This is a genomic window from Flavobacterium weaverense, assembly GCF_003688495.1.
Lineage (GTDB): Bacteria > Bacteroidota > Bacteroidia > Flavobacteriales > Flavobacteriaceae > Flavobacterium > Flavobacterium weaverense.
Map to the genome: position 1 here is coordinate 1 of NZ_REFH01000007.1, position 22,525 is coordinate 22,525.

Annotated in this window: 14 protein-coding genes and 1 rRNA gene; 9 read left to right on the forward strand and 6 right to left on the reverse strand. The window is 32.5% G+C overall.

Annotated features, from left to right (window positions below):
- The 9 genes from rrf to BC961_RS00090 all read left to right on the forward strand — a co-directional run.
- Positions 1-77: ribosomal RNA gene (gene rrf, locus BC961_RS14975) — 5S ribosomal RNA — on the forward strand; the annotation flags it as partial.
- A 185-nt stretch (positions 78-262) separates the two neighbouring features.
- Entirely contained in the window at positions 263-1,369 is a 1,107-nt protein-coding gene (locus tag BC961_RS00055; protein ID WP_170151271.1) for a transporter substrate-binding domain-containing protein, read from the forward strand.
- A 275-nt stretch (positions 1,370-1,644) separates the two neighbouring features.
- Entirely contained in the window at positions 1,645-2,154 is a 510-nt protein-coding gene (locus BC961_RS00060; protein ID WP_121923827.1) for a DUF4402 domain-containing protein, read from the forward strand.
- 396 nt (positions 2,155-2,550) lie between these two features.
- Positions 2,551-3,069 (forward strand): DUF4402 domain-containing protein, encoded by a 519-nt coding sequence (locus BC961_RS00065; RefSeq protein ID WP_121923828.1) that lies wholly within the window; start codon positions 2,551-2,553, stop codon positions 3,067-3,069.
- Between the two features lie 148 nt (positions 3,070-3,217).
- A complete protein-coding gene (locus BC961_RS00070) occupies positions 3,218-4,018 on the forward strand; it encodes a fimbrial biogenesis chaperone (protein WP_147440520.1) in 801 nt (266 codons plus the stop codon).
- A gap of 4 nt (positions 4,019-4,022) precedes the next feature.
- Positions 4,023-4,535: a DUF4402 domain-containing protein gene (locus BC961_RS00075; RefSeq protein ID WP_121923830.1), complete on the forward strand. Its 513-nt coding sequence runs from the start codon at positions 4,023-4,025 to the stop codon at positions 4,533-4,535.
- A 22-nt stretch (positions 4,536-4,557) separates the two neighbouring features.
- Entirely contained in the window at positions 4,558-7,164 is a 2,607-nt protein-coding gene (locus BC961_RS00080; protein WP_121923831.1) for a hypothetical protein, read from the forward strand.
- A 999-nt stretch (positions 7,165-8,163) separates the two neighbouring features.
- Positions 8,164-9,540 carry an ice-binding family protein gene (locus BC961_RS00085; protein WP_121923832.1) on the forward strand — a complete coding sequence of 459 codons (1,377 nt, stop codon included), beginning with the start codon at positions 8,164-8,166 and terminating at the stop codon, positions 9,538-9,540.
- A 92-nt stretch (positions 9,541-9,632) separates the two neighbouring features.
- Positions 9,633-11,528 carry a T9SS type A sorting domain-containing protein gene (locus BC961_RS00090; RefSeq protein WP_121923833.1) on the forward strand — a complete coding sequence of 632 codons (1,896 nt, stop codon included), beginning with the start codon at positions 9,633-9,635 and terminating at the stop codon, positions 11,526-11,528.
- Positions 11,529-11,799: 271 nt separating this feature from the next.
- Here BC961_RS00090 and BC961_RS00095 read toward each other — a convergent pair whose 3' ends face one another.
- From BC961_RS00095 to BC961_RS00120, 6 genes are all read right to left on the reverse strand, one after another.
- Positions 11,800-13,335, reverse strand: coding sequence for a glutamate racemase (locus BC961_RS00095; protein WP_121923834.1), 1,536 nt, complete (start codon positions 13,333-13,335; stop codon positions 11,800-11,802).
- Between the two features lie 5 nt (positions 13,336-13,340).
- Positions 13,341-14,897 carry an N-acyl-D-amino-acid deacylase family protein gene (locus BC961_RS00100; RefSeq protein WP_121923835.1) on the reverse strand — a complete coding sequence of 519 codons (1,557 nt, stop codon included), beginning with the start codon at positions 14,895-14,897 and terminating at the stop codon, positions 13,341-13,343.
- A gap of 427 nt (positions 14,898-15,324) precedes the next feature.
- Entirely contained in the window at positions 15,325-16,683 is a 1,359-nt protein-coding gene (locus tag BC961_RS00105; RefSeq protein ID WP_121923836.1) for a serine hydrolase domain-containing protein, read from the reverse strand.
- Positions 16,676-17,716 (reverse strand): dipeptide epimerase, encoded by a 1,041-nt coding sequence (locus BC961_RS00110; protein ID WP_121923837.1) that lies wholly within the window; start codon positions 17,714-17,716, stop codon positions 16,676-16,678. Before BC961_RS00110 ends, BC961_RS00105 begins: the two co-directional genes overlap by 8 nt.
- Positions 17,717-19,129 (reverse strand): RagB/SusD family nutrient uptake outer membrane protein, encoded by a 1,413-nt coding sequence (locus BC961_RS00115; protein WP_121923838.1) that lies wholly within the window; start codon positions 19,127-19,129, stop codon positions 17,717-17,719.
- Positions 19,130-19,141: 12 nt separating this feature from the next.
- A complete protein-coding gene (locus BC961_RS00120; protein WP_211331296.1) occupies positions 19,142-22,516 on the reverse strand; it encodes a SusC/RagA family TonB-linked outer membrane protein in 3,375 nt (1,124 codons plus the stop codon).
- Positions 22,517-22,525: the final 9 nt, after the last annotated feature.

Sequence of the window (22,525 nt, forward strand, 5' to 3'; positions counted from 1 at the left end):
CCTTCCCGAACAGAGTAGTTAAGCCCGCCTGCGCAGATGGTACTGCAGTTATGTGGGAGAGTATGTCGTCGCCTTTCTTTAAAAACCCTATTCATGTATTTGAATAGGGTTTTTTGTTTTATAAAAAGTTGGGAGTTTAGAAACTACAATCCTTACCATTAAAATTTATTCGAAACCTTGATTCTTGTGAGTCAAGGTTTTTTATTTTTATATAAGTTTTGTATTTTAGCAAATTACCATTTACTCACTTACTATATAAATTTTGACTATTCCTATAAAGTTTTCTATCACTTTTCTTATACTATTAACTTCACTGAACTTCTACAGTCAAGAGACTGCATCACTGGACGATTCTTTCGTAAAGAAGGATCTAAAAGTTGGTTACGCTGGGTCAGAACCTTTCGTTGTAAAAAATCAAAATGACTGGTCTGGTATTTCGGTTGAAATATGGCACTCATTAGCTAAAGATAATGATTTGAGTTACACTGTTTTTCCTTATAACAACATTTCAAAAGCAATTGATGATCTACAAAAAGGGAATTTAGACGTACTAGTCGGTCCTGTGAGTATTACTTCTGAAAGAGCAGAACTGATTGACTTTTCTCAACCCTATTTTCAGTCTAGTTTATCTATTCTATCGCGAGTTGGTGCTCCAACCATTTTTGACCGCGTTGCTCCGTTGTTAACCATTGATCTTTTATATGCTTTATTCATCTTTTTATTTATTTTAGGATGTGTAGGTACATTGCTGTGGTTAGCTGAGCGTAAAGCATCACCCGACCAGTTTCCACATGAACCTATTAAAGGAATTGCTAATGGGATGTGGTGTGCAATTGTTACTATGTCTACTACTGGATATGGGGATATTGCACCTGTAACTTTAATGGGTAGGATTGTTGCAGGTTCTTGGATGATTATCTCTATCTTATTTGCTACAACAATGGTTGCAGGAATAGCAAGCTCATTAACTCTTTCTGGTTTAGATAAAACAGTTATTTCTTCAGCTGAACAATTTCAAAATCGAAAAATAGCTGTTCTTATAGATTCGCCTAGCGTTGACTTTGTTAAAGATTATAGTGGTACGGTAGTTTTAATAGATAAATTGGAACAAGGATATAAATTATTAAGGGACAAAGAAGTCGCGGCTGTGGTTTTTGATAGACCGCAAATTAAGTATTTTTTGGAAAAACATCCTGACGATAGCTTAATTTTATCTGATACTGAATATCATAAGCAAGGATATGGATTTGCATTTCCTTTAAATTCTATTCTCACTTCGATGCTTAATGTAGATTTGCTAAGGTTTAAAGAAGAAGGGATGCTAAAGGTGATTGAAAGCAATTGGTTGGGAACTGAGAAGAATAAGTGAATTTTCGAACAGTTTTAATAATATTTAGGAATGGTCAATGTCAGGCTTTTTTACTACAAAAATCTTTAAAATGTATTTAATCGATCTTATTTGCTTTTAATCGACTTAATTACTATATTTACTTGTAATGTAGTTTGAAAATCGATTTTATTTCCGCTTCACGCTCAATTTTAATTAATCATATATCAAAATAATCTTAGTTAACTATTAGCGTTATTTAACTATTAGTGTTAGCAATGTTATTTAGTACTGTTTATTCTTTTAATTGCAAGTAGATGTTAAAATATATTCTTTTAACTATAGTAATTTTTTTAAGTTGTGAACGAAATTTAAGCGCTCAAGTTACTTCTAGCGCTTCAGCTTCTGCAAACATTGTAATGCCAATACAAATTAATAAAACTTATGATTTGGATTTTGGTAATTTTTCTACAAATGGAACAAGTGGAACTTTAGTATTAGTTCCTGGTTCGCATGCAAAAAGACTCCCATCATCTTCGATTACTGTGTCTGACATAGCTTTTGCGAATGCAAGAGCGGCAACCTTTACTATTGCACGTCAAGATAACTTCGAATATAACTTAGTACTTCCTACCAAAAATCATTTAATATATAATGGTGAGAGCACAATGCTAGTCAATGGTTTTATTTGCTCAGATCCAAAATTAACGTCCGATGGAACTGAAACAATATTTCTTGGAGCGACATTAAATGTTAGTGCCGAACAAACATCCGGTTCTTATGCAAGTGCAGGATCTACTATAGAGATTATCGTAAATTATAATTAACTTATTTTATAAATTGTTGCTTAGACTGTCAATAGCTATGAAAGCGATTTTTTGATTTTTCAGTTTTGAGGTTAATTATTTTTCACTTCTCCGCGCTAAGACAGGTTGTTTTTCCGCTGTATAAGTAATAATGATATTACAATAAAGTTTACTTATCGTTGAAAATATTTCAGTTTTTTGACAAATTTATTATAGAAAATTCATATTTATACGGTGTGTTCGTACACTTTAAACTAGTAAATTTGATCTATTTTGATCCAATTAGTGTAGTTTAACAGTTATAATGGCTAGTTACCGTTCTTAATAGATTTATGTTTTTTTTCGCCATTCATTTGTACCAGAAATAAAAACGGCGATCCCCAAATCGCATTAACAAAAACAGAAAAATCTACAAAGATGAACAAAATTAAATTCCTAGCTATCTTAGCTATCGCAGCATTCTCAAACATTGCAAATGCTCAATCAAGTGCTACCGCTAGTGCAACTGCGACAATAGTAACGCCAATTTCAATAACAAACACTGCTGATATGAGTTTTGGTATGATTGCAGTGAATGGTTCTGCAGGTACAGTGATTTTATCAAGCGATGGTGGGACAATTGAGTCAGGAGTAACCCTGCAGACAGGTGCATTGTCGACTCCAGCGAAGGCTGCGGGTTTTGATGTTGCCGGAACTGCAAATTATGGTTATAGCATTACTATTCCAACTGGGGATGTTACTCTTACTAACCCATTGAATAGTTCAACGATGACTATTTCCAGATTTACTAGTAGTCTAGTTGGAGGAAAGTCAACTTTAAATGACTTAGGTAAATCTAGTTTTACAGTTGGTGGTACTCTTAATGTGGCTGCTGGACAAGTTGCTGGTGTATATAAAAATGATAAAGCAATAACAGTAACTGTAAACTACAACTAGAAATACTCTTATTACATTATAATAAAAGAAGTACCTCTAATCACGGTACTTCTTTTATTTAGTGTAAATTGCAATAAATTTAAAGATGTATAAATATTTACAATTAATATCTTCAATCTTCGCTAAATTTAGATTCTGTTTATTTATAGTGTTTATATTTTTTAGTAGTGCACAATCTACTTTAGTAGCTCAAGGCGATCTACTTATTTTTCCAAAGAGGTTAAATTTTGAAGAAAAAAATAGAACGCAACAAATAAATCTTGCAAATACCGGGAAAGATACCGCAGTGTACAATATGTCATTTGTAGAATTTAGGATGACTGAAATAGGTGCTTTTGAAGAAATTTCAGAACCAGATTTAGGTCAAAAATTTGCAGCTCCCTTTTTGAGAGTATATCCAAGAGTAGTAACACTCGCGCCAAATGAATCACAAACTGTAAAAGTACAATTAGTTAATTTAGGTAAACTTGAGGAGGGTGAGTATCGATCTCATCTTTATTTTAGGGCCGTTAAAAACAGCAAGCCACTTGGACAAGATGAGGCTAAGGAAACGAATCTTGGATTGTCAGTAAAGATAGAGGCAGTTTTTGGCGTGTCAATCGCAAATATAATACGTAAAGGGGTTTCAAATACTTCAATTACTATTTCTGATTTAAAATATGAAGAGGAAATTACTTCAAACAATCATAATCTTAGCTTTGATATTAATAGAGTAGGCAATATGTCTATTTATGGAGATATTGCGATAACGTATACATCCAAAGAAGATAAACTATATGAAGTTGCTAAAGTAAAGGGTATAGCAGTCTACACTCCTGGTACTTTAAGAAAAATGAAGATTTTGCTTCAAAAGCCTAAGGATATCAACTTTAAAGGTGGTCGATTTAATGTCATTTATACTGAAAACGAGAGTAAAGAAGTTATAGCTCAAAAGGAATTAAATTTATAAATAATTGAAAAAATTGAATTTGTTTTTTAAAAACAAGCATTGGTGTATACTATTTATTTTATTTTTAATTGCTAGTACTACAAATGCACAACCTACTCTTCCGCAACGAGAAGTGACCGTGCAATCTACTCAACCTATAGATTTTGGTGTTTTTTATGATACTGGATCGGGCGGTACAATTACAGTCGATTATCAAGGAAATAGAAGTACAACTGGAGGGATTGTTGCAATAAATAGCTCAATTACAAGACCTGCAATTTTTGAAGTTAAGCTTTGTCAAGGTAGAAATATCATAATAACTTACGCGCCAAATACTACTATTAATAGTGGTGGAAGTTCGCCATTAATATTAAATATTGGTCCTACAGAAGAGGGACCAAGCGGAATTAGTTTTCCTGTCAATAATAACTGTAATTTCATAACTACTTTAAGAGTTGGAGGTACACTTATTGTACCTGGCGGAGCTGCAAAGGGTACTTATTCAGGTAACTTTTATTTGACTTTTGCTCAAGAATAAACTTGGCAATTAGTAAAAAAAAATGAAAACTCCTTATTGTGTTTTGCGATCTAGGTCTGTATGTTTTCAGCTTTATCTATTCTTATTTATTTTAGTGAGTATCCATAGTAATGCTCAAGATACTCCCGTAAAAGAAAAAGTAATTTCATTTTCTTCCATGGATGAAGTTCCTGTGGAAATTCATGTGGAGGGTAAGTTGACATTCGAAACTAATGCCTTAATTACCGATTCTAATTTACTATATGTAAATGTTATTGATTTATTTAAGCAGCTTAAAATCAATTGCAATGAAAGCAATTTGTTTAATGGATTAGAGGGATATATTGAAAATGAAAGAAAATTATTTTCAATTGACTATACTTCAAATCAAATTCAAGTTGGTAATAAAGTCGTGAACATAAAAAATTCATTACATGTTGAAATGGGTATTCGATACATCGAATCTTGCATTTTATCTGAAGCTTTTGGCTTGACCCTTATTTTAAATCCTAAATCACTTTCAGTAAAATTAACTGCTAGTTTTGAATTACCTTATGTAAGAGAAATACGCATCGAAAATTCCAGAAATAGTATTGCAAAATTACAAGGTCATTCGATAGCTGTTGACACTGTAATTCCTCGAAATTATCATTTATTAAAAGGTGGAACGGTCGATTGGGTATTAAATTCCAATCAAACTGTAAATGGTTCAACGATGAATAATGTAGTTTTAGGACTTGGAGCAGAATTGCTGTATGGCGAAACAAATATTTCCATAAATTATAATGACAATTATAGGTTTAATGCTCAACAGCTGCAGTATAATTGGCGATGGATCGATAACAACGCTAAAGTTATAAAGCAGGCACAAGTAGGAAAAATTAGTAGTCAAAGTATCGCCTTTTTAGAATCTCCCGTTGTAGGAGTAATGATTAATAATTCTCCTAATACTGTTCGAAAAGCAAAAGGTACGTATCGCATAAATGAATATACGGAGCCAAACTGGACTGTTGAACTTTACATAAATGATGTCCTAATTGAGTATAAGGTGGCAGATGCGTCTGGTTTATATTTTTTTAATGTTCCAATAGTATACGGTTATACGACCTTAAAATTAAAATTTTACGGTCCACTTGGTGAAGAGCGCACAGAAGAAAGAATTTTAAATACGCCTTACACTTTTATGCCTGCAAAAACATTTGAATATACTATTTCTGGTGGTGTTTTGCAGAGTGAAACAGGTACTCAATACGCACAAGGGAATTTTAGTTATGGATTGAATCGTTTTATAACTCTTGGCGGAGGAGTAGAATATTTGTCAAGTATCATTGAATCTCCTTTTATTCCTTTTGCAAAACTTTCTATTCAGCCTTTTAGTAAATTAATTTTGAATGTTGAGTATGCGCATGAAGTGAGATTGAAAGGATTATTAAATTATTACCTAACAAAATCAGCTCTTGTAGAATTAGATTTTACTAAGTATGATAAGGGACAGCGTGCAACACGATTCAACGCTCTTGAAGAAAGAAAAGTTAAATTTTCAATACCTTTTAAATTAAATCAATTTTCAGGTTTTTCAAGATTAAATTTTAATCAATTCGTTTACGATTCCTTCACCTTCAACCAAATTGATTTTATCTTTTCATCGTATTATAAAAAAGTAAATATCAATTCATCAACACTAATAAACTGGATTGATGAAAGAGCTTCTTTTACAACCACTAACTTATCTTTGTCTTATCGCTTTAATAATGGAATTGTTTTAAGGCCATCTGTCGAATATAATGTCAATGATAGTAAAATTTCAAGATATAGGACCGAAATTGAAAAGCGTGTTTCTAAAAGTTATTTTTCTGCATCCTATGAAAGATTTATCACTGCAAAAAACGACGCCATCTTTTTAAATTTTAGATATGATTTTGATTTCGCACGTACGGGATTATCTTCTTTCTATACTAACAGAAAATTAAGTTTCTCTGAAAACGCACAGGGAAGCGTTGCTTTTGGCGGAGGAAACAAATACGTTCATGTCGATAACACTTCTTCCCTAGGAAAAGGTGGGATTTTATTCTATCCTTTTTTAGATTTAAATCAAAACGGTATTTTAGACAAAGGTGAGAAAATGGTTTTACTTAATAACGTTAGGGTTTCTGGTGGCTCTGCGAAAATTAGTAAAAAAGACTCTATTGTTAGAGTGTCAAATTTGAATGCTTTTGTCGACTATAATGTAGAATTTTCAAATACTGATTTGCAAAATATTTCTTGGAAGTTCAAATATAAAAGCTTCCAAGTACTAGTAGATCCTAATCAATACAAACGTGTGTATGTTCCCATTATTTCTATGGGTGAGATGAACGGAACGATCTATATAACTAAAGGAAATGAAACCAAGGGCGTAGGCAGAATAACTGTTAAAATATATGATTATGAGGGTCGATTAGTAAAGGAAATACTAAGTGAAGCGGATGGTTATTTTAGCTACTTAGGATTAATGCCTGGTAAATATAGAATTAGTTTAGATGAAGAGCAGTTAAAAAATTTGAATTTTGAATGCATACCAAAAACTAGAGAAGTTGTAATAGGCATTTCTGAAGATGGTGACATAATTGAAGGTTTAGATTTTCAAATGACACAATTACCAGCGAGATAAAAAGCTGAAAGTTTACAATTTGAATCAGTATTTAAAATGCTCTTTTATTAGTAATTTATACGTATAATATTGAACTAGTCTTAAATTCTGCTGTTTGTGAATTTTTTAAAGCAGCAAATAATGACATTGAAATTATTAAATTAAAATAAAATAGCCTTGTCTCTTGATAAATTTCTCTTTCATTATTGTTTGATTGGACACTTAATCTTTGATGTATCTGCCTAAAATTGAAATGATTTGGTAATTTTAAAACCCTATTAAATAATTTAAAGTTTAAAATTTATTAGTTATTTTAAAACCAGTATTATGTATGAATTATAGTTCTTTTTTTGTTATAACATGTTAGTATTTACTCTTTTTGACTTGCATAATAGCATTCTTTAAAAATAACGTACCTTCACATTTCTCTTATACTTCACATCAGAGCTTTATCAATCTAGAACCACATAATATAGATAAAAAGCTTAGTACGATTTAAAATTAGAAGCCTTAAGTGGCAAGAAATAGAATTGTTTTAATCGGATAAAAATGCTTACATCGATAAGTTAAAATAAGGCAAAAGAAATACAAATTGCCGCGAATGTAAACGAATCGAAATAGTACAGAATTCAAAGCGTATAAACTTCAACCTTTAAGCTTCAATCAATACCGTTAATTTGTATTTTGAGATCACAATTAATATTACCTTAGTAATTACTTAGAAATTATTTTTATAGTTGAATGAAAAAGGAACAGTGTGTCTCTGACTTAAAAAGTAATTATGCTCATTTCATATCCTTCGGCTTATTATATTCTGAGAGTACAGTATTCTTGAATTTAAAACCATATCAATTAAACACTTCTTCTCAAAAGTAGATTTTAAAATTTATTTTTTAAACCCGAAAAGATTTATTATTTGTTGAAATAAGGTGTTGTAGCATACTATTTATCCCAACCAAAATTGAAAAAGAATTTTAATTTATTTAAATTTTTTTTACAGCAAAAATTAAATATGACCATATGAATAGTACTTTACATAAATTTATTAAATGGGACTTCCCTTTGGAAAAAAAGATATTTCATAAAGAATTAAAATCATTTATGCTTATCTTAAGTTTGATGTTTATTTCAATGGTAAACGCGCAGTCAGTTGGTATTAGTACTGAACTAATTACTCCAGATCCTTCTGCAATACTGGAATTAAGAACAAGTTCTAAGGGAATGCTTATTCCTAGAATGAAAATCGTAGAACGAAATGCAATAGAATTACCAGCTAATGGATTAATGATTTATAATATATCAGATAATCAATTCAATTTTTATAATGGAAATAATTGGGTGGTTTTGGCATCAAATAATTCTAATTCTGCATATATTTCTGTTGATGCTGTTGCAAAAATTTCCACAAGCTCCACCTCAGATGTTGTAATTAGCGATATGAGTAAAACAGCAGCTGAATCAGGTCCTTATTTAGCACTTTTTAATGGTCAAGTTGAAATTCCTTCGGCGGTTTACACGACAGGTTTTAGCACCGCTGCAGCAACATCAGATGTGAGTTCGATCTATAATTCAATTACTGGCTTAACGGTAACTAATACATCACATCCTCTTGTTTTTGGCAGTGGCGAGGTACTAAGTCCTGGTGTTTATAATATTGAAGGTGCCGTTTCAATAGCAGGAATTTTAACTTTAGATGGCGGCGGTGATCCAAATGCTTTATTTGTTATTAGAGGAAACGCTGCATTTAATACAGGAGCTGGAACTACTGTTAAATTGATAAATGGAGCATCTTCAGAAAACGTTTATTGGATAGCGGAAGCTGCCATCGGATTAGGCGCTTCAACAGTAATTCAAGGTACAATATTTTCGAATACCGCGGCAATAGCAGTAGGCGCCACATCCACTATAACTGGAAGATTACTAACTAATGGTGGTGCGATTTCTTTTGGACCTGGTACATTATCGTTGCCTTCAAAAGCTTCCACTATTGACTTTAAATCTGTAAAGTCTTTTATCATGTTTACAGGTTCTGGCGGCATAGCTAATACAGGTAGTTCAACATTTATCGGCGATATTGGAACTAATCTAGGTGCAATTACCGGTTTTGAAACAGCTACTATTTCTGGCACAATATTTCAAGCAGGATCGACTACAGTTGTTACTCCAATTAATCATATAGCCACTTTTAGTCTCTATAAAAACGGCGTATTAATTCCTAACTCTAGCAGAACAAGAGCGCATTTAACTAATCCATCAGATATTTCTTTACAAGGATTTACGTCTGTTTTACAAGGCGATGTTATAGATGTAAGATGGAAAATTGATGCGCAATCTTCAGATAGCAGTGAAGTTAGTGTAATGAATAGAATATTAACTTTAGTTAAGATTGGTAATTAAAAAGTATACTTACTAGTAGAAATCATATTTATTAAATCTAGCCTTGTTTGACTTCATCACCTAAAAAGCATATTTGCAATTATATATTCCACATGAAAGATTGTACAGAAAATAAATTTTTGACGAAGAGTTATTCAGTCTTTATGATAGGATTGATTCTGTATTTAAGCTCGTACAAGATACATGCACAATATGTTTCTAGTACTAATGCGTATATTTCTGTTGGCACTAATACAGCAGTTAGTTTACATACATTGAATAATGATAGTGCTTCAAAAGTAAATAATGACGGACTTATTGCGCTTTATACAGTTAATAATTTAGGTACAATTCAAGGTGATGGCATGTACAGCATTTCGAAGGATTTTGTAAATTCGGGGACCTTTAGTAGTGAAAAAGGAACTATAAAAATGAATGGCATAGCAGAGCAAGTGATGCCTGAAAGTGTGACTATTTACAATAATTTAGTAATAGATAATGCTGCCGGAGTTATTTTGAATTCGAATCAAACAAACATAAAAAACCTTACTATAAATCTTGGGAAAATATTAAAAGTAGAAGCAAGCAAAACGCTTACTGTTAAAGGATCTATTATTAATAACGGTGGAACAGCAGGTCTTGTTCTAAAATCTACCTCTGCAGGCACTGCTTCATTAAATCATAATTCTGATAATGTACCGGCAACTATGCAAAGATATATTAGTGGTAATAAAGAAGATTGGCACTTTCTATCCGCTCCAGTTTCTGATCAAGTTTTGGCAGGTACAACATGGCTGCCAACCGGAACTTACGGTAATGGGACCGGTTATGATTTATATATTTGGAACGAGCCTACACCTTGCTGGACTTATATTTTAAATAACACTGTTGCACCAACTTGGACATCAATACATGCTAGTTTAAGTTTTGTAAAAGGAAGAGGATATCTCTATTCTACTCAAGCATTAAATCCAACTAAAGAATTTATAGGTTTATTGAACAATGGCAATGTAAGCTATCCCATTACCAATACTGCTACTAGTCTTGATCCAACGGTTCGCGGTTTTAATTTGGTTGGAAATCCTTACCCATCTTCTATGGATTGGAAATCAACTTTAGGTTGGTCACGATCTAATTTAGTAGAATCAGGTGGAGGTTATGATATGTGGATTTGGAATCCAGCTTCTAATAATTACGGAGTTTACAATTCCTTAAGCTCTGCAGGAACGAATGGTGTTACGCAATACATTGCGCCAACTCAAGGTTATTTTGTGCGAGCGGCTACAAGTGGAAATATTGGCACTTCAAACGCAGTAAGGAACAATAATGGAGCGAATAGCTGGATGCGATTAAAAAAGACCATATCAGAAAACTTAATTGTTAGATTTTCGTCAAACGAAACATACGGTTATGATGAAGTTTTACTTCAATTTGGTTATCCAAAAAATGAACCAGGAGCGTTTAAGTTGTTTAGTAGAAATGACGAGGCACCATCTGCATATTTTACTGATTTGAATAACGATTTATCCGTTAGATATTTAACAAGTACAGCTGAAAACAAAAGTGTTCCAATAAACTTCAAAGCAGGAAAAGATGGCAATTATTCTTTAAGCATTGGTGTTGATAGCGCAGATTTTGAGATTCTGTTTTTAGAAGATAAAAAAACAAAAAAGATAATAGATTTAAAAGCTAATCCAAAACACGAATTTAAAGCAACGTTAAAAGACGTAGAAGACCGATTTATCATTCACTTTGCTCCTGTTGAACAAGGGACTGAGGATTTAGAAGCGAAGATTTATTATAAGGATAAAAAAGTTTGTATTGATTTAACTTTGATTGAGGGTGTCACTGATGTGAAAATTTTCGACTTGTTAGGCAAACTATTAATTAACAAAAAAGTAGATGGAAGTAGCATTCATCAATTTGATGTAAATCTAAAATATGCAGTTTATATTGTGAAAGTGACTAATAAAAAGAAAATTGTTACTATGAAAGTTTTAGTTGACTAAAAGGGAGATGAATTTTAGTAATTAAAATTCATCTCCCTTTGGTTTTTTTGTTATTAATTTTTGATGAAATATTATTTTGTTTTAACTAGATGAATTTTTAATACTTTCTCGAAATTATTTTTTTCGTTCGTCACAAAAACTTTTGTCGAACTACAATTGATCTAAGCACAAATGTTTAATTCTAATAAATAGTTGTAGTGATTTCAAAAATTATATTACAAAAATTCAGCTGCCTGTATTTCAGTGTCGACGTACATTCTGGACCAATTCTTTAAATTTTATTTTCCTCTTTTAAAAATTTTACTTTTTCGTTAGACTCATTAAAACTTTTTATCAGTTGGAATACATGAGGCGTTTGATTTTCTAATCGCGTTAAAATATCATTAGAAATATTAGCTCTGCTAAAAGGCACCATTTTGACATATTCTTGGATTTCACCTGAATCTCTGCCATATTTATAGTCATATGAAAAACGTTGTTCTGCATCAATTTTAGTATTTTTATTGTCTTTATTTGGTACACTAATGTAAAACTCACTGTTCTTCAGGTCACCGTTTGGATTAAATAATGATTTTTGATTTAGATAATCATACAACTCTCTAGCTGTATTTACTGCTGGATCTACTAATTTGATTTCTTTTATCATAAAGTCTCGGTACAAATAAATGTTATCTTTACTCTTATAATCATACAATTCATTCAACACTTTCGTTATTTCATTAATTAAATAGGGATAATGCGTACAACCTAAAATAATAGATTTCAATTTATTTTTCGTTTTTGATTTTCTAATATTCTCCAAAAGTGTTATAAGGTGGTAGCGCACATAATTTTCAGGATCATTAATTTGTAAAATCGAACAATCATCTGCATTTTTAGTATCACAGAGCATTTTACTATCATCATAATTGAAATTGTAAATGTCCAAAAGTGCTTTGTCAATTCTGACGTCACCATCTAACGTTGGTCCTTTGTACTCTTGTCGTGGTTTTTTTAGGTTTTTAATAAAGTAATCTGCGTCCTCATCTACTGCTTCTGCAATTCCTACACCTCCTTGAGAAAAAACTTCAATCTTACCTAAAAATCCTAATTCATCTTTGAATTTTAAAATAGTGTTTTCATACCCTTTCGAATAAACTGTTCCAGCTGTAGCTAAAACACCAATTATTGCGTCTTCATCCTTTTTTAAAGTTTCTAATACGCCCCGAACACCTGCGTCAATAACACCTATAATTTTAATTTTTGAATTAGCTTTTTTTAGGAATACTTCTATTTCCTCTTTGCCATAAGCGGTTGCGGTGTTGCATGCAATGACTATTACTTTCACTGGTTTTTTATCAGTATTAAAAGAAGAATCATCGTAATCAGAGTAGTATTTATTTCCTAATAAAAACTGAGCGTCCTTAATAATATGTTCTTTTAATAAATCGTCTTTGTTTTCTAATGCATAATTTCCGTAAGGCATATTCGCCTGATCGGCTAGATAAATAAAACTTTCTTTATTGAAGTCTAAAATTCCATCGCTACCTGATTCACGATTAGTGTTATGGTTTTGATCATAATTTATAATAGCTTTTAAAACGGTCAAGCCTCCAGTGCCGGAATCAAAAACACCAATAGGAAGAGTTTTGTCGTTAGAAGGATAGTTAGCGAAATCAATGTGATAGAAGCTTTTAGTATCATTTATGATTGTGCTGATGATGTCTCCTTTGCGAGCTGTTTCTTTAGAGGTACTCTGTAATTTTATATTTTGTGAGTAAGTAGTAGCTACAAAAACTAAGAGTAGAGACAGAATTGAATTTTTCATCTTTTTTATTTTTTTAAAATTATGCCTGGTAAAACGTTTGTTGCTTTTCCTTTTTCTATTGCAATTACACCGTTAATAATACTATATTCCAAACCTTCAGCGAGCTGAAAGGCATCCTCGTAATCAGCTTTGTCTTTGAAGGTTTCGGGATTGAAAATAATGATATCAGCAAAATAGCCTTCTTTTAAGGTTCCTCTCTTTGTGATTTTCAGTACATCAGCAGTTTTTGACGTACTAGCTTTTATAAATTCATTTATTTGAATTTTATTTTCTTCTTTTACATACTTATTATATTTCCGAGGAAAAGTTCCATATTTTCTTGGATGTCCTGAACCTCCATCTGATCCCGTCACCACCCAATCTTGCTTCATGAAATATGAAATGTCATCATCTATCATATTAAACGAGGCAACTTTTACTTGCGTTTTTTTTAAAATAGCAAATACTGATTCCTCTGGAGAACTGTTTAAAATTTTTGAGATTTCCAACAAATTTTTTCCAGCGATTGTATTGTCATCAGAGTTTATCATTAACAACTTTTCTGGTCCTCCTCTACGGGCTATATTGATTTTTGTTTCTTGAAGAATGCGCTGTTTTAATCGTGGATTATTATATCGAATAAACATAGAATCTAAACCGCCGCTTTCTACCCATCGAGGTACGACGGCTGCTTTTAAACTAGTGGCTGATGCATCGTAGGGATATTGGTTTGCGGTGACATTAATTCCCTCTTTTCGCGCTGCACTAATAATTCCTATTATGGAATCGCTTTGGTGCCAAGCATCCACGCCCAAGCATTTAATATGTGAGATGTGAATGGGTAATTTGGCTTGTCTACCTACTTCTATAGCCTCTTGGATAGCAGGGATTAAGCCCACTGAATACGAACTTTCATCCCTTAAGTGTGTGTCGTAGATTCCATTATTTAAAGCAGTTGTCTTTGCTAGCGCGATAACTTCCGCTGTATCTGCATAACTGCCAGGTGCGTAAAATAGACCCGTAGAAAGTCCAAAAGCGCCTGAGTCCATCTCTTGCTGAACAAGTGCTTGCATTTTTGTGATTTCTGAAGTGGTAGCTTTCCTGTCGCTGTTGCCGATAACTTCATTCCGAATTGTCCCGTGACCGACAAGTAAAACGACGTTAGTACCAATTCCTTGTTGTTCATATAAATTTTTATATTTTAATATAGGATAATAGCTAGAGCCATCATTGCCTATAACTACAGTTGTAACTCCCTGAAATAGAAATGGTTTATTATGTGATGTTTCAGGATTGCTTAAATCTGCATCAGCATGGGTATGTGGATCTATAAAACCCGGTGAAACGAGCAATCCAGTTGCATCAATCGTTTTAAAAGCTTTTATTATTACTTTTTTTTCATCACCTATGTAAAAAATCTTGTCTCCTTTTATTGCAATTGATTTTTTACTAGATGCATTGTCAATTCCATTGTATACGGTTCCGTTTTGTATAAGAATATCAGCATTGATTTCTTTTTTCAACGATTTACAACCGATAAAAATCAATATAAATACTGCATATAGTATTGTTGTTTTTTTCATGAAATTTATTTTTACTTTAATACTGCGGGAGATTTTTCAGCTAAGAAGTAGCGCTGATTTGTTATGAATTTTAAGTCACATTGACTGATAGATTATTAAATGTCAAAAGTTTGTTTTTTATGAAATTCTAATAATACTTTTTCAGATTTTGGTATTGTTAAATAGCAGCACTACTATCTCAAATTAGATAGTTGATTTTTATTACAATAAGTTTGACGATGAATAGAATCTAACTAAATCTACAATTTTTATTACGTATTTTTTCGCGACTTTGAAATGCAGCTAAATAAGAGATGGTCAAGTAAAGAAATTATAGCAATGAGGACGACATCTCTCTAAGATATTGCTATTATGTAATTTAACCTTTTACAGTAGAGTTAAGTAGATTTACTTTTAAAGTGCAAAACCATCGATTCCCACAATTGATTTAAGATTTGTTACTAGATCGAATTAGATTAATTATTGATTTAACCATAGCAGTTTTATTTGCTTCCCCAATCTTATCATATTCTTTTTGAAGTGTTTCCAAGTTTGAAATATCCCAATAGATGTCTCTATTTTCAGCGTACCATTTTGGAATCATACTTAAATCTAATTGACAAGCTGAATTTTTGAATAATTCACTTGCTTTTACTTTAGGTAGTTGAAGCGGTTTTCCTTTTAGAAAGTCATTTACTGCAATACGAATTTCTTTGTTGTATGCTGTATTGTGGGTGTTGTTGACAATAATAACAAAATCTTTGGTTGTAAGATAACGAGTTATAGATGTTAAGTTTCCCGCCCAACTTCCAGTGTGAAACACGTTTTTCCCTCTAATAGTATCGTTTGAAATATGCCAGCCATAACCATAATCAGATGAATCTATTGTTGGTGGATGTATGCTAAATGCGACTTCTTTTGAAGAAGCATTTAAAATCGAATCATCATATAAAAACGCATCCCACTTTATTAAATCATCTATACTTGACGATAGTCGTCCTGATCCTAAGCGTCCGCTTAGAAAACGATAGTAGTCATTATTTGGTAAAGTTTCTGGGATTACATTTTTACATTCTGATAAGCTAAACATGTATCCAGGAGCGTAATTATTTTTGTCCCAAATGCTATCTCTACCAATAAAATAGGTACTTTTCATTTGCATTGGCTGAAATACTTTTTTAGTTAAATATTTCTCTAAAGTAGATCCGCTAGCTGCATTTACTATCTCTGCAAGCATAATGTATCCTGAGTTCGAGTAATGATACTTTTCACCTACGGGACTTATAAGCTTTGGTTTTTCAGTTTTAAAGTAATTTAAAATGTCTTTGTTATAAGCAATCACGGAAGGATTCCAATTTTTTCTAAAGTAAGGCTCGTAATCTGCAATGCCTGATGTGTGAGATAGTAATTGAGAAATAGTCATCTCGTGATATGGAAAGTCTTCACCAAGATATTTATAGGCAAAATCAGTTACATTTAGTTTGTCTTCCTGTTGTAGCAAAAGTATTGCTGTGGAAGTAAACTGCTTTGAAACGGAAGCAATCTCAAGAGAAGTTGATGTTAAAAATGGGCTTTGCATTTTCAAATTGGCCACTCCATATCCTTTTTTAAATATTAATTTACCTTTTCTTTTTACAGCGACTGCTCCGTTGAACATTTTCGCTTTGTATAATTTTGAGAAATAGGTGTCTAAACTATCATTTTGTATTTCTACAGCTATTTCCGAATTCTTATTATTTTGAACAGTACAGTTGCTAATTGACAGTAATAAAAGTATAAGACTTATAGCTTGATATATTTTATTCATAATTTTCAATTTTGTTCCAATCGGGATTTACGAGACCGATTCCGTTAGTATCATTAAGTTGAATGTGTCCATTGATTATTTGATGCGCTTGAAAAGGGTCATTTGTTACGCCTAAATTCCCATCCAAGTCTATCCAATCTGCCATAGCTCCTAAATGACTTGCTGCTGCTATAGCGCAAGAAGTTTCAGACATGCAACCCAGCATTATTTTTAAATTTAATGATTTGGCTAAATTCGCCATTGCAAAAGCCTCTTGCAATCCTGCTGATTTCATTAACTTGATATTAATACCATGATAAAAATTACTTGCAGTTTTTACATCTTCTAATTTTTGGATTCCTTCATCTCCTATCAATGGTAATGTGCTGTGTGCTGCTAACCATTCCATGTCATTAAATGCTATTTTTGGCATCGGTTGTTCAATGAAAACAGCGCCTTCCTGTTTTAACCATTCAATTTTATCCCGGGCCTCTTCTTTGTTTGTCCAGCCTTGATTAGCATCTATGAACAAGGGTTTGTCAGAAACACTCCGCACTGCATTAATAATTTCAGCGTCGTTATGTCCACCAAGTTTAATTTTGAGAAAATGAAACTCAGCAGCCTCTAGTACTCTTTGTTTAATAATTTCGGCAGTATCTATTCCAATAGTTTTGCTAGTTTTTAGTTCCTTTTTAGGTAGATTGAAATACTCATATAGAGGCATATTTTTCATTTTCCCTATCAGATCATGAAGAGCAATGTCAATAGCAGCTTTTATCGCTGGATTTCCTTCTGCATGTTGATTTAATGCATTATTGATTGCTTCAATTTCTAAAGGAGAGGAGAAGCGACTAAAATCAAATGTGTTTATGAATTGAGTCGCACTTACTATATTTTCCCCATATAAGGGAGGCATTGAAGCCTCCCCATATCCTTCAAAATAATCGTATTTTAGTTTTATTAGTAGGATAGGAGTGTTGGTTCTCGCACCTGCAGCAATTCTAAAAACGTGTTTTTTATGTAATAAATACGGTTTAATTTCTATGGAAATCATCTAGTAACCGCTGTTTTGAGGTTTAATTGATGGATTTGAATTGAGTTCTTTCAATGGAATTGGTAGAATAAATTTATCGTTAGGATAACTTATTGAAACACTTTTTTCAGATTGAATAATTTTTACGTCTTTTTTGTTTCTGTTTAAATCAAATAGACGATGTCCTTCAAAAGCGAGTTCTTTTCTTCGTTCTTCGAGAATTTTAGTCAATAAAGCTGCTCCTGTTTCTGTAGCATTTGCTGCTGCAGGATTTGCTCTTTTTGCGATTATATTCAAATCATTTTGCGCTAGCACATCCTCTCCTTTTTTGGCGTAAGCCTCAGCTCGAATTAAGTATTGCTCCGCCAAGCGCAATATTTTAATATTATCATCGCTCAATGTTCCATTTGGAAACTTATTTACAAATAATGCAGTTTTTTCTGCACCTGGCTTAGGACCCGCTGTGATTGCTGATCTTCTAGCGTCTTGAACGCTATAAAGTGCGTAAAGCTCTGAGCTGACTAATGCATCTGCATATCCTTTTACATTAAAAAAGTGCCCTAAACTATTACTGCCTTCATTGTCTGCAATTGTATTTACAACTTCAAATAATGTTTCGTTATTGAATTTAATGTTCCATAATGTAGCATAATCTTTGTTAGCTATTAAGCCGTAGCCACCTGTGTCAATAACTTCAGAGCTGTATTTAATAGCATTAACAGTATCATCTTGATAGATTGCTACTCTTGCCAATAATGCTTTTGCTGCGCCAATTGAAAAGCTTCCTTTTCCTTTCGCAGTTTGCATTAATCCTAAAGCAGTAATTAAGTCATTTTTAATTTGTTCGTAGACTTCTTTTACTGAATTTCTCTTTGGCGAAGTTTGAACCGTATTGACTGCTGTAATTATTGGCACACCAATATGGCTTGCATCTTGCGTAAAGTTATACGGTTGTGCAAATGCTCTAACTAAATCAAAATGTGCTAAAGCTCTTAAGGCATAGGCTTCGCCAACTAATTGATTTATAGTTTTTTGTTGGTCAGCAGTAGTAGTTTGTACTAGTTTACCTCCTTCAATGGCACGAGTAGCATTAACAATTACTTGATATCCTTTTTCCCATAATCCTTGAGCTTCTCCGTTCCTTTCTGAAACAACGAAGTTTTCGTATTCTAAATATCGGCCGGTATTTCTAGAACTTAGGTAAAGATTATCAGCCATTAATTCCGGAATGATGTACATCGTTCTACCGTAGTAATCATTGCTTTGCAATTTGCTATATGTGCCATTTAATGCTGTCTGTAAAGTTACAAGATCTATGACTGCGCTCTCTGCAGCAACACTTTGCTCTGGATCAATATCTAAGAATGATTCGCTACATGAGGCAGTGAGCGTCATGATTGCAAGAATAACTATATGTTTAAATTTTAAAATCATGTTTTTTTAGTATTAGAATGAAAAATCAACTCCCATTAAAAATTGTTTCGAGATTGGTATTCTTAGATTTGCAGTTCCATTGATTCCAACTTCTGGATCTATTTCTAAGTCTTTGTCTTTAACCCAAGTCAGCATATTAGTCCCTTTTAGATAAAAACGTACGTTACTTACTTTTAATTTTTCAGTTAGAGTAGATGGTAATTGATAAGCAAGTGTAATATCTCTTAATCGCAAATAGGTTCCATCATACAGGAAACGAGTAGAATGTTGATTTGCTAAACCTGATTGTGTATTACCCCAAACCATTTTTGGAACGTCAGTGATATCTCCCGGTTTTTGCCATCTATTTTCGTAAATATGACGTGTTAAATTACCTCTGTCATTCAATTTGGCACTACCATCACTGCTTAAATATCTGCCCCATGTATCATAAACTTTATTACCTGAGTTTAAGAATAACATAAATGATAAACTCACGTTTTTATAACTAAAAGTATTTGTAAAACCCGAATAAAATTTAGGTAAAGCACTTCCCTGTTGGTATGGTGCAGCTTTACTATAATCGCTAGTTGTTGTTGTCTTTGATTCATTTGTATACCAAAGTGCGTTTCCATTTTGTGGATCTGCACCTGCGTATCCTGGCATATAAAACATGTAAAAATCACTTCCCACTTCGCGGATATAATTGTCTTCTATGATTGGCTCGTTATTTTGTAATTTTAAAATCTTATTTGTGTTTGTAGTGATATTAAAATCTGATCTCCATGAAAAACCGTCCGTGTTGTCAAATATATTTGCTGATAAAGCAAGTTCAATTCCACTGTTTTTCATCTCTCCCACATTGTCTAAATAACTAGTAATACCATTAGTGGCAGAAATTGGTACTTTAAATAAAAGGTCAGTAGTAGTTCTAGTATAGTATTCGAAAGTTCCAGATAATCTATTGAATAATCCAAAATCTACACCGATGTTGAAAGGCTTGTTTTTTTCCCAAGTTAAGGATGGATTAGATTGTTGGCTGTAAGAATACCCAGGTTTTCCATTGTAATCATCTCCAGTGCTATATAGCCCTCTAGAAGCAAAATCACCTATTTCTTGGTTTCCGTTGATACCATAACTTGATCGTAACTTTAGTTTATTGACAAAAGTTAAGTCTTCCATAAATGTTTCTTTGTCAATATTCCAACCCGCTCCTATCGAACCAAAATTAGCATACCTTACATCAGACCCAAAACGGGAAGAGCCATCTCTTCTTCCAGTGACGTTTAGAAAATATTTATTATTCAAACCGTAGCTAACATTGAAAAACAAGGAAGCTAGCGATGAAGCTGTCTTTGCACTTGATGCATCTCTATAAACAGACGCATTATCTAAAGATGTTAATCCAGGAGCACCATAATTACTAGCATAAGCAAATACGGAACTGCTAGAAATTTTCTGTGCCTCTTGACCTAATAAAAATTTGAAATTATTAGATTCGTTTAGGTCTAAATTATACTTTAGTAAATTAGTTACGTTCCAATTAAGTACTATATTATCTGAAGCTCTTCCGCGTCCTCCATCATTTCTACCTTCTCCAAAATAAGGATTATCATACTGAAATTCATCAGCTATATTAAAGTCAACATTTCCTTTAGTTTCAAATGAAAGGTCTTTATTGAAATCATAATTAAGTCCTATGTTTCCTAAGATTCCATATAGATTTGATTTTCTAATGTTATCTTTTGCAATTCCCACAGGATTATAAGTCAATAAGATGCTAGTATTGTAAGTTCCGTCCGCATTATAAACTGGTTGCCATGGCACTTCTCTAGTCATCGCTCTTACTGGATTATTTGCGTTACCTGCTTCATCAATAGTATTTAAAACTTGGTTACTTGCAGCAACACCAAAGTTCATCGATAATTTATCAGTGGCTTTATGATTGACATTTACTTTAGCGTTTAATTTTTTATAGTCTACGCCAATAATTACGGCTTGCTGATCGTAAATTCCTAAAGAAGAGTAGAACGTCGTTTTATCACTACCGCCACTAGCACTTAATCCATATTGTCTGTATTCTCCAGTTCTTCCTATTACATCTTGCCAATTAGTATTTACATTTTCATCAACTTGATCATAAATATATTTTTGAGCGACTTCAGGGCTATCGCCAATATTGATTCGGCTCTCAATCATTAATTCTAAATGTTCTGGAGTATTAAGTAATCTATTTCTTTTTGAAAGTATCATTTCGCTCACTCCATATTGTGTGTTGAAATCAAATTTCGTTTTTCCAGATTTTCCTTTTTTAGTTGTAATAAGTACAACTCCATTTGCTCCTCTAGATCCATAAATAGAAGTTGCTGAAGCATCTTTGAGAACTGTTATTGTTTCAATGTCTTTAGGATTTATTCCTGCAATAGTATTAGAACTAGTTGCAATTGTTGATATGTTTCCTGACACTACAGGAATTCCATCCACAACATACAAAGGATCTGAATTAGCATTAATAGAACCTACACCTCTAATACGAATACTTTGTGCAGAACCAGGTTGTCCACTAGCTGATGACATTTGAACTCCCGCTACATTGCCTTGTAAACTTTCTTGAAAAGAAGCTACTGGTGTTTCTTGAATTTTAGAAACATCAACATTAACAGCTGCTCCTGTAAAAGAACTTTTACTTTGCTTGTTATACGCTACAACAATAACTTCATTTAATGCGCTAATATCATCTTGCATGATAATCTTAAAACTGGTATTTTGTTTTGTAACTTTCCTTGTCTCTGTTTTAAGGCTAATGAAGCTTATTTCAATGATATCATCATAATTAGCTTTCAAGCTAAAGTTTCCATCAAAATCAGTTACTGTTCCAATATTGGTGTTTTTGATAATTACATTTATACCTGGTAGAGGTAAACCGGATGCATCAACTACAGTACCTTTTACATCTATTTTTTCTTGTAAAAGCGAATTACTTTCGAGAGTTTTATCGTCTTTTAATAAAAGATTCTTGAAAGTTGGCTCCGTATTTCCTTTAAAAAGGATCACCTTTTTATTCATTAGCTCATAAGAAATACCTGTTCCTTTAAATGTCTTATCCAATACACTATTAATTTTATTAGAGGAAGCCTTAACGGTAATAAGTGTATTTTCATCTACTAAAGTGTTATTGTAAAAAAATGTAAATTCAGATTGGCCTTCGATATTTGAGATTATCTCTTTTAAAGTCGCTTTATTATAATCGATTGCGATTTTTTGACCATACGTAGGTAGGCTTGTAGCAGAGATTTTAAAAATAGTAAGGGCAACTAACACAGAATATATTTTCATTATTCTAATAAATTTATCTAAAGAAGCCGAACTGCTTCTAGTAGAGTTCTTTTTAATTCGGTTTTTTTTCATAATTTTAAC

Bases quoted from the DNA above. Each gene is read 5' to 3' on its own strand.
- BC961_RS00095 (WP_121923834.1), bottom strand. From the start codon at position 13,335: ATGAAAAATTCAATTCTGTCTCTACTCTTAGTTTTTGTAGCTACTACT.
- BC961_RS00080 (WP_121923831.1), top strand. From the start codon at position 4,558: ATGAAAACTCCTTATTGTGTTTTGCGATCTAGGTCTGTATGTTTTCAG.
- BC961_RS00105 (WP_121923836.1), bottom strand. From the start codon at position 16,683: ATGAATAAAATATATCAAGCTATAAGTCTTATACTTTTATTACTGTCA.
- BC961_RS00065 (WP_121923828.1), top strand. From the start codon at position 2,551: ATGAACAAAATTAAATTCCTAGCTATCTTAGCTATCGCAGCATTCTCA.
- BC961_RS00115 (WP_121923838.1), bottom strand. From the start codon at position 19,129: ATGATTTTAAAATTTAAACATATAGTTATTCTTGCAATCATGACGCTC.
- BC961_RS00110 (WP_121923837.1), bottom strand. From the start codon at position 17,716: ATGATTTCCATAGAAATTAAACCGTATTTATTACATAAAAAACACGTT.
- BC961_RS00120 (WP_211331296.1), bottom strand. From the start codon at position 22,516: ATGAAAAAAAACCGAATTAAAAAGAACTCTACTAGAAGCAGTTCGGCT.
- BC961_RS00090 (WP_121923833.1), top strand. From the start codon at position 9,633: ATGAAAGATTGTACAGAAAATAAATTTTTGACGAAGAGTTATTCAGTC.
- BC961_RS00085 (WP_121923832.1), top strand. From the start codon at position 8,164: ATGAATAGTACTTTACATAAATTTATTAAATGGGACTTCCCTTTGGAA.
- BC961_RS00060 (WP_121923827.1), top strand. From the start codon at position 1,645: ATGTTAAAATATATTCTTTTAACTATAGTAATTTTTTTAAGTTGTGAA.
- BC961_RS00100 (WP_121923835.1), bottom strand. From the start codon at position 14,897: ATGAAAAAAACAACAATACTATATGCAGTATTTATATTGATTTTTATC.